General features: G+C 61.7%; 11 protein-coding genes and 1 tRNA gene. 4 read left to right on the forward strand and 8 right to left on the reverse strand.

Annotation, left to right across the window (positions count from 1 at the left end):
- Positions 1 to 6: 6 nt before the first annotated feature.
- Positions 7 to 1,365 (reverse strand): glutathione-disulfide reductase, encoded by a 1,359-nt coding sequence (gene gorA / locus E8F06_RS24225; RefSeq protein WP_280371813.1) that lies wholly within the window; start codon positions 1,363 to 1,365, stop codon positions 7 to 9.
- Positions 1,366 to 1,461: 96 nt separating this feature from the next.
- Here gorA and E8F06_RS24230 point away from each other — a divergent pair, with 96 nt between their 5' ends.
- Positions 1,462 to 1,884, forward strand: coding sequence for a VOC family protein (locus tag E8F06_RS24230; protein WP_280371815.1), 423 nt, complete (start codon positions 1,462 to 1,464; stop codon positions 1,882 to 1,884).
- Positions 1,885 to 2,063: 179 nt separating this feature from the next.
- Here the strand turns inward: E8F06_RS24230 and galU are convergent, their stop codons facing one another.
- The 3 genes from galU to E8F06_RS24245 all read right to left on the reverse strand — a co-directional run bounded on the left by galU (position 2,064) and on the right by E8F06_RS24245 (position 4,707).
- On the reverse strand, positions 2,064 to 2,903 hold the full coding sequence (galU, locus tag E8F06_RS24235) for a UTP--glucose-1-phosphate uridylyltransferase GalU (protein WP_028628025.1): 840 nt from the start codon (positions 2,901 to 2,903) through the stop codon (positions 2,064 to 2,066).
- Between the two features lie 47 nt (positions 2,904 to 2,950).
- Positions 2,951 to 4,312: a UDP-glucose/GDP-mannose dehydrogenase family protein gene (locus E8F06_RS24240; RefSeq protein ID WP_280371817.1), complete on the reverse strand. Its 1,362-nt coding sequence runs from the start codon at positions 4,310 to 4,312 to the stop codon at positions 2,951 to 2,953.
- A gap of 110 nt (positions 4,313 to 4,422) precedes the next feature.
- The gene (locus tag E8F06_RS24245) at positions 4,423 to 4,707 is read right to left on the reverse strand and encodes a hypothetical protein (protein WP_280371819.1); all 285 of its coding nucleotides are present in this window, start codon (positions 4,705 to 4,707) and stop codon (positions 4,423 to 4,425) included.
- Between the two features lie 799 nt (positions 4,708 to 5,506).
- Between E8F06_RS24245 and E8F06_RS24250 the strand changes: the two genes are divergently transcribed.
- The 3 genes from E8F06_RS24250 (at position 5,507) to E8F06_RS24260 (ending at position 7,608) form a co-directional block, all read left to right on the forward strand.
- Positions 5,507 to 6,025, forward strand: coding sequence for a hypothetical protein (locus E8F06_RS24250; RefSeq protein WP_280371821.1), 519 nt, complete (start codon positions 5,507 to 5,509; stop codon positions 6,023 to 6,025).
- Position 6,026: 1 nt separating this feature from the next.
- The gene (locus E8F06_RS24255) at positions 6,027 to 6,755 is read left to right on the forward strand and encodes a DUF3800 domain-containing protein (RefSeq protein WP_280371823.1); all 729 of its coding nucleotides are present in this window, start codon (positions 6,027 to 6,029) and stop codon (positions 6,753 to 6,755) included.
- Positions 6,756 to 7,134: 379 nt separating this feature from the next.
- The gene (locus E8F06_RS24260; RefSeq protein WP_280371825.1) at positions 7,135 to 7,608 is read left to right on the forward strand and encodes a hypothetical protein; all 474 of its coding nucleotides are present in this window, start codon (positions 7,135 to 7,137) and stop codon (positions 7,606 to 7,608) included.
- A 486-nt stretch (positions 7,609 to 8,094) separates the two neighbouring features.
- Here E8F06_RS24260 and E8F06_RS24265 read toward each other — a convergent pair.
- The 4 genes from E8F06_RS24265 to E8F06_RS24280 form a co-directional block, all read right to left on the reverse strand.
- A tRNA-Leu gene (locus tag E8F06_RS24265) sits at positions 8,095 to 8,180 on the reverse strand.
- 137 nt (positions 8,181 to 8,317) lie between these two features.
- A complete protein-coding gene (locus tag E8F06_RS24270) occupies positions 8,318 to 9,994 on the reverse strand; it encodes an MFS transporter (protein ID WP_280371826.1) in 1,677 nt (558 codons plus the stop codon).
- 224 nt (positions 9,995 to 10,218) lie between these two features.
- On the reverse strand, positions 10,219 to 11,256 hold the full coding sequence (locus E8F06_RS24275; RefSeq protein ID WP_280371828.1) for a GlxA family transcriptional regulator: 1,038 nt from the start codon (positions 11,254 to 11,256) through the stop codon (positions 10,219 to 10,221).
- Between the two features lie 72 nt (positions 11,257 to 11,328).
- Complete coding sequence (locus E8F06_RS24280; protein ID WP_280371830.1) at positions 11,329 to 12,681, reverse strand: MmgE/PrpD family protein; 1,353 nt, start codon at positions 12,679 to 12,681, stop codon at positions 11,329 to 11,331.
- Between the last annotated feature and the right edge of the window lie 23 nt (positions 12,682 to 12,704).

Genomic DNA, 12,704 nt, shown 5'->3' on the forward strand with positions numbered 1-12,704 from the left:
TCGGGATCAGGCACCCACCGGGGTACGCATGGTGACGAACTCTTCGGCGGCGGTGGGATGCACGCCGATGGTGTCGTCGAACATGCGCTTCGTGGCGCCGGCCTTGATCGCCACGGCCAGGCCCTGGACGATCTCGCCGGCATCCGGCCCGACCATGTGGCAGCCGAGGACGCGGTCGGTTTCGGCGTCCACCACCAGCTTCATCAGGGTGCGTTCCTGGTTCTCGGTCAGGGTCAGTTTCATGGGCCGGAAGCGGCTCTCGAAAATCTTCACCTTGTGACCGCTGGCGCGCGCCTGCTGCTCGGTCAGGCCGACCGTACCGATGTTGGGCAGGCTGAACACGGCGGTGGGAATGTGCTGATAGTCCACCGGACGGTATTCCTCCGGCTTGAACAGGCGGCGGGCGACGGCCATGCCTTCGGCCAGGGCGACTGGCGTGAGCTGCACGCGGCCGATCACATCGCCCAGGGCGAGGATGGACGGTTCGGTGGTCTGGAACTGCTCGTCCACCTTGACGAAGCCACGCTCGTCCAGCTCGACGCCGGTCGTTTCCAGGCCCAGGTCGTCGAGCATCGGGCGGCGACCGGTGGCGTAGAACACGCAATCGGTTTCCAGGTGGCGGCCATCCCGCAGGGTGGCCAGCAGGCTGCCGTCTGGCTGTTTCTCGATACTGGCGATATCGGCGTTGAACTGCAGGTTCATGCCCTTCTTGCCCAGCTCATCACGCAGGTGCGTGCGCACGGCGTCATCGAAGCCGCGCAGGAACAGCTCGCGACGATAGAGCAGCGTGGTCTGGGCGCCCATGCCGTGGAAGATGGAGGCGAACTCGACGGCGATGTAGCCACCGCCCACCACCAGCACGCGCTTGGGCAACTGTTCGAGGAAGAAGGCTTCGTTGGAGCTGATGGCGAATTCGCGCCCCGGAATATCCGGGATCTGCGGCCAGCCGCCGGTGGCGATGAGGATGTTCTTTGCGGTGCAACGCTGACCGGCGACTTCCACGGTGTGCGGGTCCACAAGCCGTGCGTGGCCTTCCAGCAGGGTGACGCCGCTGTTGACCAGCAAGTTGCGGTAGATGCCATTGAGGCGGTGGATTTCGCGGTTCTTGTTGGCGATCAGGGTGGGCCAGTCGAAACCGGCTTCATCGAGGCTCCAGCCGAATCCCTTGGCCTGCTCGAAGTCTTCAGCGAAGTGGGCGCCGTAGACCAGCAGCTTCTTCGGCACGCAGCCGACGTTGACGCAGGTGCCGCCCAGGTAGCGGCTCTCGGCGACGGCCACGCGGGCTCCGAAGCCGGCCGCAAAGCGCGCCGCACGCACACCGCCGGAACCGGCACCTATGACGAAGAGGTCGAAGTCGTAAGCCATGGCAAGTCTCCATAAATCAAGCCGCCAGCATACCGGAAGATCTGTCTCTGACCAGTTGCCGGGCCTATTCTTGAGGCATCGAGAAGGAGATTCCCCATGCGCCCCACCCTCACCCATGTGGCCCTTCATGTACCGGAGCTCGAACCCTGCGTTCGCTTCTATGCGGACTTCTGCGGGATGCGCGTCATCCACGAGCGTGCCGCCAAGGGTTCGAAGATCGTGTGGATGGCCGAGCCCGGCAAGGAACACCAGTTCATTTTCGTGATCATGCCCGGGGGCCACGACCGCCACCTCGCCGCGGACGACTACAGCCACTTCGGCTTCGCCGTGGACAGCCGTGAACGGGTCGACGCCATCGCCGCCCAGGCCGAGACGGCAGGCTGCCTGATCTGGCCGCCCCGGGACGAGCCCTATCCCGTGGGCTACTACTGCGGCCTGCGCGACCCGGCGGGAAACTATGTGGAGTTCAGCTATGGCCAGCCGCTCGGGCCGGGGTCGGAGGCGATGCCGATTCCGTAGGGGCAGTTGTAGGGGCGATTTCAATCGCTATGCGGACCGCAGGTTCGCCCTTCAACATTTAAAAGGGGCAGCTAGGCTGCCCTCAGCGAATGAATTCGCCCCCACAGGAAAAAGCGAACACCTTGTGCCACAAATGAAAAAGGCCGCCCGAAGGCGGCCTTTTCACGGGTTTGGCCCGATCAGTAGGCCTTGCCGGTCTTGTACAGGTTCTCGAAGCAGTAGTTGGTCGCTTCGATGTAGCCTTCCGCACCACCGCAGTCAAAGCGCTTGCCCTTGAACTTGTAGGCCAGCACGCAGCCGTCCTGCGCCTGTTTCATCAGGGCGTCGGTGATCTGGATTTCGCCGCCCTTGCCCGGCTCGGTCTGCTCGATCAGATCGAAGATGTCCGGGGTCAGGATGTAGCGGCCGATGATCGCCAGGTTGGACGGGGCATCTTCCGGCTTCGGTTTTTCCACCATGCTGTTCACGCGGAAGATGTCGTCGCGGATCATCTCGCCGGCGATCACGCCGTACTTGGAGGTTTCTTCGCGCGGTACTTCCTGGATGGCGACGATGGAGCAGCGGAACTGGTTGTACAGCTTGACCATCTGGGTCAGCACGCCATCGCCTTCCAGGTTCAAGCACAGGTCGTCCGCCAGGACCACGGCAAAGGGCTCGTCGCCGATCAGCGGGCGGCCGCTGAGGATGGCGTGGCCCAGACCCTTCATTTCCACCTGACGGGTATAGGAGAAGCTGCACTCGTCGATCAGGCGACGGATGCCGACCAGGTATTTCTCCTTGTCGGTGCCCTTGATCTGGTGCTCCAGCTCGTAGCTGATGTCGAAATGGTCTTCCAGGGCGCGCTTGCCGCGGCCTGTAACGATGGAGATCTCGCTGAGGCCAGCGTCCAGGGCCTCTTCAACGCCGTACTGGATCAGTGGCTTGTTGACCACTGGCAGCATTTCCTTGGGCATCGCCTTGGTGGCCGGCAGGAAGCGGGTACCGTAACCGGCGGCGGGAAACAGGCATTTCTTGATCATTTCGATCCTTTGGGGTGGGTGTTATGGCGAATTGCCGCGCAGTCTAATCACGCGGCACTCGCCTTACAATGGCCGCTTGCGGGCCGTCCTATGCCCCGATAGAGGAACCCCGCTTCGACCAGCTGCGCCGGCTCGTAGAGGTTGCGTCCATCAAAGATCACGGGCATGCGCATAAGACCGCGAATCCGCTCGAAGTTCGGTTGGCGGAACTGCTTCCATTCGGTGACCAGCACCAGCGCGTCAGCGCCTGACGCCGCATCGTAGGGGGAATCCACCAGACGCAACTGGCCGGATTCGACCGCCTTCGGATAACGCGCAGCCACGCCCGCATTGGCCACCGGGTCATGGGCCTGGACCCGTGCGCCGGCCTGCAGCAAAGCATCCAGCAGCACCAGGCTGGGGGCTTCGCGCAGATCATCGGTACCCGGCTTGAATGCCAGCCCCCAGAGCGCCACCACCCTGCCCTGCAGGAAGCCGCTGAAATGATCGCGCAGTGCCTGGAACAGCAGCGTCTTCTGCAACGCGTTGCGGGCCTCCACGGCGCGCAGGATGCCGGGCTCCATGCCCTCCTGCTCGGCAGTGCGGATCAGCGCGCGTACGTCCTTCGGGAAGCAGGAGCCGCCGTAGCCGCAGCCCGCATAGATGAAATGGGTGCCAATGCGCTTGTCGCTGCCCACGCCGCGGCGCACGTCCTCGATGTCCACGCCCAGCCGCGCGCAGATGCCGGCCATCTCGTTCATGAAGGAAATCTTGGTGGCGAGGAAGGCGTTGGAGGCGTACTTGGTGAACTCGGCCGCACGCACGCTCATGGCCAGCACCCGTTCGTGATTGCGCAGGAATGGCGCATAGAGGCGGCGCAGGTGTTCAGTGGCTTCCGCGTCGTCACAGCCGATGATGACCCGGTCTGGGCGCATGAAGTCGTCGATGGCCGAGCCTTCCTTGAGGAACTCCGGATTGCTCGCGACCTGGACCTTGAAGCCCAGACCGCGCGCGGCAAGACCGTCATGGATGCGTTGGGCGACGCGCTCCGCCGTACCCACCGGCACCGTGGACTTGTCGACCACCAGGCAGGGGCGCCTGAGGCTGGCGCCCAGCTCGTCGGCCACGCCCAGCACATGGGAGAGGTCGGCCGAGCCGTCTTCGCCGCTGGGGGTGCCGACGGCGATGAAGATGACGTCCGCCTGGTGCACGCCCTCTTCTATATTCGCGGTGAAACTCAGCTGGCCGCTGGCGAGATGGGACTGAAGCATGGGCTCCAGGCCGGGTTCGTAGATGGGTACCTGGCCCCGGGAAAGGCGCGCCAGGCGGAAGGGATCACGCTCTACACAGCTCACCTGGTTGCCCATTTCGGCAAAGCAGGTAGCCGTCACCAAACCCACATAACCCGCACCAATCACGCATAGCCGCATGGAGAGCCCCTCCGCCAGTAATAGGCGGATTCCATCCAAGGCACGTGGCAGTGCCGTGACAGTGACATGACAGTACGGAGAAACAGCGACGGCCCGATCGGGCCGTCCGGTCAGGATTCCTGCGGGAGCTCGTTCAGTTCCAGCTCCACCAGGGCTTCGTTGCCCTCGTGGTGAATGGGTTGGTCGCTGTAGACGGCCAGTGCTTCCCAGTGCTGGTCCAATCCGGCGCCGATGGCGGCCAGGTGGTCGATCATGCGCCTTCCCGCGCTCTTCACCGATGGGTCCTCGCTGCGCATCATCTCGAACGACATTTCGCTCATTGCCGCCGTGAGATGCGTGAGGCTCCGGGTGGTCAGGCTGAGCAATCGCACCAGGTGCTGCTCTTTCGATTCCATTCGATACCTCTCTTTCACCTGATCCATTCAGGTTCCCCTAAAGCTAGCCGAAATTACGCGATGAACAGCCCATCAGGCTCCATCGCAACTCCAGCGTTAGTCAGCTCACGGGCGTCAAAGGTTCGGTCAGGCCAAATGCTCGACGACGTGGGCCTGGCGATCATATAGGAAGGGTTGTGGCCGAGAAATCGACAGATACGAACAGGCCCGCACATGGCGGGCCTGGAATTCGTAGTAGGTGGCCGGTGCTGGTTTCCGGCTTACGAGGTTTATCGGGAATCTGACAGAAGCAAGTCACTCTTCTGCTTCACACGGCGTAAGGGCTGGATTTCATCGGGGAAATCTTTCTAACCGTGTACCCTTCGGAGCGCGCCCCACGTTTCCTCGCTATCCGCTTGCGCATCAGTCTGCGTATCCACCTACTGATATTGAGGCTAGCAAAGCCCTTCGCCACGGCCAGCGCATTTTTAGACCGATTTCTTTCAGCGAAAAGACAAGCTGGAACCGAACGCACTCAGCCTCTCGACTGCTTGAGGGCCGGGCGCGCCCGAGCAATCGCGCAGATCACGAATCTACTCGAACAATGGCTCACAAGCGCTTGATTTTAATGGTTCATGAGCGAGGCTAGAACTTACCATCTGAAGTCCGCACATTTACTGACTTCACTATTAGTCACCTACCACTCCGTATCCCTAAACGTATTCCTAAATCTGGAAGTGCCCTTGGGATCTATATCTGTCTAGTCCTGCTTCTCCCGGTAATGGCAGAATGCCGCGAATTTTCTGACAAGGAGGTCGCCGTGCGCGCCATTTCCCTCGCTCTGCTCTCGCTGACCGCGGCCCTTACCATGACTGGCTGCACCAACCGTATCGCCGACCTGACTGTCGCCAGCACCAAGAACTTCAATATGAACTCGACCGCGCTCGAAACCGGCCGGCGCGTCGAAGGCACAGACACGATCGCCGTCGTGCTTCTCCCCCTGGGCGAACCGAACATTAAGGAAGCCATCGACCGCGCAGTTGAAAAAGAGCGCTGCGCTGTTGGCCTGTCCAACGTGGTGATCGATCAGGAGTTCTTCATCTTCCTAGTCGGCTACGTGAAGCTCAACGTGGAAGGCAACCTGATCCTGGACCGAGCCCTGCCAGGCTGTGGTGGCGTGGCCGATCAGGGCTACCGGCCGGCCCCTGCCCAAGGCGCCCAGGCTCCTGCGCCCTCTTACAGTGCGCAGGAGCAGCAACTTCAGCAACTTCAGCAGCGACAGGGCAGCCTGAGCTACGAGGAGTATCAGCGGCGGTACCGGGAGATTGTGGGGCAGTGAGATGAGAGCTGGGGCGTTCGAGAACCACAGCGAGTGGATCGTTTTTGTCGATGAAAGCGGCGACCACAGCCTCACGTCGATTGACGAGACCTATCCGATCTTCGCCCTCACTTTCTGCGTTATTCGCAAAGCGGAATACATCGAACGACTCACGCCCAGGGTGAGAGCGCTGAAGTTCGACCTGTTCGGACACGACCTAGTGATCTTTCACGAGGCGGAAATCGTTCGCAAAAAAGGAGCCTTCGCCCAACTCGGCAAAGAGGCGCGCGAACATCTTCTGGAGCAACTGTCGCAGATAATGGCTGAGACGGATTTCTCGATCTTCGCCATCATTATCGACAAGAAGCTCCATAAGCAGCGCTACGCCGAGCCTGAGCACCCTTATCACTTGGCCATGCAGTTCGGGCTAGAGCGGATCTACAAATTTCTGTCGGCCTGCGGGCAAGAAAAGAGGGACACGCACTTTATCTTTGAAGCGCGGGGCTCGAAGGAAGATAAGGAACTGGAACTGGCGTTCAGGCGCGTTTGTGATGGCGCCAATTGGGGACAAAGAGTCTATCCGTTCAAGATCGTGATCGCTGACAAGAAGACCAATTCAGAGGGCCTGCAGGTGGCTGACCTGACGGCACGTCCGATCGGTCTGTCAGTGCTGCGCCCAGACCAAGCGAACCGCGCATACGACATCCTGAAGCCCAAGCTAGGCAAGTACGGACGCAAGGTTTTTCCATAGCCCCAAAAAGCGAAAGGCCCCTGAGTCAATGTCTCAGAGGCCTAGCGCCGGCCGCGTAGTCGCAACCCATTTATCTTGCCTGCATCTGCAAGCTGCTTGAGCGGATTAAAGCAAGATTCCTTTCCTTTGAATAGTGCCACAATGCAATCAATTTCACCCTTCCGAGTGAATCCCTACACATTCCGCCATCGAGCGGGGCTTCTCATTTCTGCTCTTTCCAACTGGAGCACCGGAACCGTCCGATAGCGCCAGCTCGGCGCCCTGCCCTACTCTGCCCCTGAGGAAAGCCCGCCGAGTGCGGGCTTTCTCGTTTCTGGCTGCCCTTCCCTCCCGCCATTGCACTGGATAGCATTGCGCCACCAATGCATGGAGCACCTTCATGGCACGACGCCGCCCCCTCACTTTCCAGACCTGGGCCCTTGGCCTGGTTGGCACCATCATCACCGCCCTTGTTGTCTACTACGCACGCGTGGCGATCATCGAACAGATGGGCCAGCGGCAGATTGCGCACACTCAAGCCGCTCTTCAAAAGCGGCAGGAACAGCAGGCCCAGCAGGTTGCTGCTCGTGCCCAACCGGCTCTACAGCGCCAACATCGCCAGACCATGTCGTCAGAAGAAGCCAAACGCCAGGCCGCCGCAGATTCACGGCGGGCAGTGGAAGCCCAGCGCGCTCGTATCGATGAGCAGCGCCAGCACGACGCCGCCTGGGAGAGCTTCTACAAGCCAATGCGTGGCTGCGACAACTGGCAAAGTGACTCTCACATGGTCGAGTGCCAGAACCACAAGCTGCGCGCCAAGCGTGAGTTCGAGCAGAAGTGGGCTGCTGGTGAATTCAACCAACCCAAGGGGTGAGCATGCTTGATGCTCTGATCGATCTCTTCGTCAATGACCTGTGCTATCGCCTCGGACACCGAATATTCGGAGTTCTGTCGCGCGGTCGATTCCCTGGCCGGAGCAGCTACTGGTTCGGGCTGTGCCTCGCGACCGGCAGCGCAGCGATCATCGCTGCTCTAGCGTTGGGGATCTATCTCGTATCGAGACTGCACTAAGTAGCCCCGCCACCGAGCGGGACTTTTCATTCTCCAGGACCTGCCAACGTCGAACAGTTTGTAATTTCTGTCCCGAGGCTTGGCGGCCTCGCACTTGGGATCCGTCAGGGGCGTTACAGTGCACGCCATGGGAATACGTTCTCCTTGCCGAATCGGCGTACCTCGATTCGTATTCCTAAAACAGGAATACGCACAGAGATGGGGAGACGAACAGAAACGACAAGGACGGCTTAAAGTGCCGTCCTAGAAGGCTTTCGTAGACTTCTAGAGGCCCACGAAAACTGTTGAATGGTGCCCGGAGCGGGACTCGAACCCGCAAGCCCAAAGGGCGAAGCATTTTAAGTGCTCTGCGTATACCGATTTCGCCATCCGGGCTGGAGGGGCATTGGTGCAGGGCGCTGATTTAAGCCGAAATAAAATTTCGAATCAATCACTTAGGCGACAAACCATGACCAGTTATCACCACGCAGGAGGATCGCCCCCTCCCGTGCGGGAGGGGGCGGAAGCTGGCTCTATGCTTGGTGGATTTCCCGATCCTTGGTTTCCGGCAACAGGAAAGTGCCAAGAATGGCCGTCATCACGGCGATGACGATCGGGTACCACAGCCCGTAGTAGATGTCCCCCGTAGCCGCCACCATGGCAAACGCCACCGTGGGCAGGAAGCCGCCAAACCAGCCGTTGCCGATGTGATACGGCAACGACATGGAGGTGTAGCGGATGCGCGCCGGGAAGAGTTCCACGAGCCAGGCGGCGATCGGCCCGTAAACCATGGTCACGTAGATCACCAGGATGGTCAGGAGCAGCAGCACCATCAGGTAATTGGTCTTGGCCGGGTCGGCTTTCTCCGGATAACCGGCTTCTTTCAGGGCGGTGCCGAGGGTGGCGGTGAAGGCCTCGTTCTGCGTCTTGAAGTCGGCCGCTGGCATGCCGGTGCCGTCAAAGCTCGCAATCACCTTTTCGCCGATCCGAATCTGCGCCAGGGCGCCTGGCTCGGCCCGTTCGTTCTCGTAGGGGATGGCTTTCTTCGCCAGCAGGCTCTTGGCGAGGTCGCAGGAACTGGTGAATTTGGCCTTGCCTACCGGGTCGAACTGGAACGAGCACTGGTCAGGGTCGGCCATGACGACGACCGGGTTCAGCTCCTGGGCGACGAACACGTCAGGGTTACCGTACTCGGTTAGGCCCTTGAAGATCGGGAAATAGGTCAAGGCCGCGAGGATGCAGCCGGCCATGACGATCTTCTTGCGGCCGATCTTGTCGGAGAGGCTGCCGAAGAGGATGAAGAACGGCGTACCAAGCAGCAGCGAACCGGCAATCAGCAGGTTTGCCGTCTGCGCGTCGATCTTCAGCGTCTGCAGCAGGAAGAACAGCGCGTAGAACTGGCCGGTGTACCAGACCACGGCCTGGCCGGCGGTGCCGCCGAGCAGGGACATGATCACCACCTTGAGGTTGTCCCAGCGGGCGAAGGATTCGGTCAGCGGCGCCTTGCAGGCCTTGCCTTCGGCCTTCATTTTCTTGAACACCGGCGACTCGTTGAGCTGCAGGCGGATGTAGACCGAGACGATCAGCAGCAGGATCGACAGCAGGAACGGAATCCGCCAGCCCCAGGCCTCGAACGCTTCGGTGCCGAGCACGGTGCGACAGGTGAGGATCACCAGCAGCGAGAGGAACAGGCCGAGGGTCGCGGTGGTCTGGATCCACGAGGTGAAGAAGCCGCGCTTGCCTGGCGGCGCATGCTCGGCCACGTAGGTCGCCGCGCCGCCGTATTCACCACCCAGCGCCAGGCCTTGCAGCAGGCGCAGGCTGATCAGGATGATCGGCGCCGCGACGCCGATGGTCGCGTAGCCGGGCAAGAAGCCCACCACGGCGGTGGAGATACCCATGATCACGATGGTGATGAGGAAGGTGTACTTGCGCCCGATCATGTCGCCCAGTCGGCCGAACACGATGGCGCCGAAGGGGCGAACGGCGAAGCCCGCGGCGAAGGCCAGCAGAGCGAAGATGAAGGAAGTGGTCTCGTTGACGCCGACGAAGAAGTGCTTTGCGATGATCGCGGCGAGAGAACCGTATAGGTAGAAGTCGTACCACTCGAAAACGGTGCCCAGGGAGGAAGCGAAAATGACCTTCCGCTCCTCTTTGGTTATCCCGCGGTTGGGCGCACTCCCCGCGGATGTACCGACGATTACCGCCATGAGTATTCTCCGTCTTGTTATTCAAGGCCGGAGTACATGACTACCGTTACCGTACCCAGGCCCCAGGGGGCTGAAGTGATCGGATCACAGCCTGCGCGAAGCACGTTGAACGGTTGACCCACGCTTATCGCTGCAAGTTTCCATTAAAGAATAATCGCCCGTGCAGGGATATCCACTTGCCATCATGGATCATGACGGGCTGGGGGTTGTTGGCAGCGGCCGGATCAGACCTTGAAGTGAGTACGCGTGCGGAACTGCCCCGGTGAAATGTCGAATTTCTCGCGGAAACAGCGGTGGAAGTGCGGCAGCGTGGCGAAGCCGCTGGCGACGGCGATCTCGATCAGGGACTTGTTGGTGTGCTGCAGCAACTGGCGCGCGTGGGTGAGCCGCAGTTCCAGGTAGTAGCGTGGGGGCGTCGCCTTCACATGGCGCCGGAACAAGCGCTCCAGGTGCCGACGGGAGATGCGCGCGTAGCGGGCGATCTCGTTGATCTCGATGGGGTCTTCGATGTTGCTGTGCATCAGCTCCAACGCGAGCTTGAGGGTTCTGGGCAGAGTCGGATCGAAGTCGATCGAAACCACCGAGACGTCAACGATTTCCCGCATTTTGTCGCAACCCAGCACCTCCTCGACCGCGTCCACGAGTTCCTGACCCGCGCTGTGCTTGACCACTTCGAGCATCATGTCGAGCGAACTGTTGGCACCGGCACAGCTGATCCGTTTGCGGTCCAGCACGTGGGAATGGCTGGTCACCGTCACCTTAGGAAAGAGCTCCGACATCATGGCCCGGCCATCCGGGTGGAATGCACAGTCATGGCCATCCAGCACGCCCGCGTCAGCCAGGAAGTAACAGCCGTTCCAGAGACCGCCAAGCACGGAACCCGCCGCATCGGCATGGCGCAGTTTGGTCCGCAGGAGGGGATCGGTTTCGAGGCGGACTCGGAATCCGCCACACACGACGATGATGTCCTGCTGCCTTTCGTCCAGCTCGGCCAGGGGGCAGTCGGTAGCGATGGCGATCCCGAGGTCGCTCAGCACCAGGTTGTTCTCGCCGCCGACCACCTGAACCTCGAACACCGGCATCGAACTCATCAGGTTGGCGGTGACCAGCGCATCCACCGCGCCGGTGAACGCCATCATCGAAAAGTGCTCGCGCAGGATGAAGGACACACGGCGAACCGGCACCGTCAGCCCAGCACGACTGGCCCTGTCCAGGTGGGCCAGGTTCTTGCTCTTCAAGACACTTTCGAATGACGTTCTCATCGCTCGACTCACAGCAGTTCTGCGGGTTGCCGCCGGAGCCCGATTCCAGGCTCCGGTGGGCTGAGGCCCTTCCTACGAGGCGCTGACGGCCGTTGCGCCGAACAGCAGCGCAAACAGCTTCGCACAGTCCGGGCTGCCGGGCAGTGCCGCAACCGCCTCTTCGATAGCCCGCCGCGACTCCACCCCCAGGCTGATGCCCGCCAGCAGGTCGAACTTCGCCAGGAACTCCGCCCGGCTCATGGCTGTTTCCGGGTCGCCCTTGGCCGCGGTGATGGGGCTGCTGAACGTCTGCCCATCCTTGAGCCATACCAGGACGCGCGAAAGGATTTCGTTGGGGAAACGCGCGGAGAGTTCGTCGCTTTCGACAATTTCAATGCGTTGGCTGACCGCCAGGATATCGGGCGCATGGATGGCGTCGCCCGTCACTTCCAGCGGGCCGACCTGGCCGCGCACCACCAGGGCCGCCAGCGGGAACGCCAGCGCGTACTGGGCCTCGTCGGCGTTGGCCGGCGTATGCCCCTGCAGGCGCATGGATTCATGGAAGGTCTGCACCTGGATCAGCTCGACGTTCTGGCCACGGATTTGCGGATGCTCGGCCATCAGCGCGGTCATGGCGGTCAGGGCCGGCTGGGCCCAGCGGCAAACAGGCCAGGGCTTGAAGTACTGGGCGTCGATTTCCCAACGCTCGCCCAGGTTGCACCAGTGGCTGGCCACTGCCGTCGCTTCCACGGATACGGCCGGTGCACCGGTAACGCCGGCCTCTGCCAGCAGCAGGGCATTCACGCCGGCGAAGGCCCCTGCCCCATGGGCATCGCGCAGCATCGAGGGATAGTCCACCAGGCGCATCATCGGGCAGCGCGGACCGAAGTATTCGGCAATGCCCAGGGCATGGCGGAAGCGCTCCTCATCGAGGCCCAGCAGGCGTGCGCCACCGCAGACGACACCTATCCCGGAGAACGCGCCGGACGCGTGATATTCGGGTGCGGTCGCCATCAGCGCGGCGCCAGCACGCAGGGCGGTCTCGTAGCCGATGCAGATGGCGCTGAGCAGCTCTTCCCCGCTGATGGCCCTGCCCTGTTCCCGGCAGGCATCGGCCAATGCCAGCAAGGCCGGCACCACGGTCGCCCCGGCATGGCCCTTGGAGGTGAAGTGACCTTCATGGGCATCCAGGCTGTCCACGCTGAAGCCCCCTGCCCAGGCGGCCCCCAACGGATGGACCGCGCGCCCGTCGAAGAGCAGGCGGCTGGCGAGCCGCGTGGCCGGATAGTGCTCCAGGGCGTAATGCTTGAGTGCCTGGCTGGTGTGGTTGTCGCGGGCGCCGGCGGCGACGCCGAGGATATCCAGCAGACAGGTCTGCAGCAGTTCCCGGGTGTGGGACGGCGCCTGACTGAAACGGAAATCACGGACGAACGAATAGAGCGACATGTGGACACTCCACAATCGGGTTC

Origin of the sequence: Pseudomonas sp. BN411 (genome assembly GCF_029871235.1) — a bacterium.
Taxonomy (GTDB): domain Bacteria; phylum Pseudomonadota; class Gammaproteobacteria; order Pseudomonadales; family Pseudomonadaceae; genus Metapseudomonas.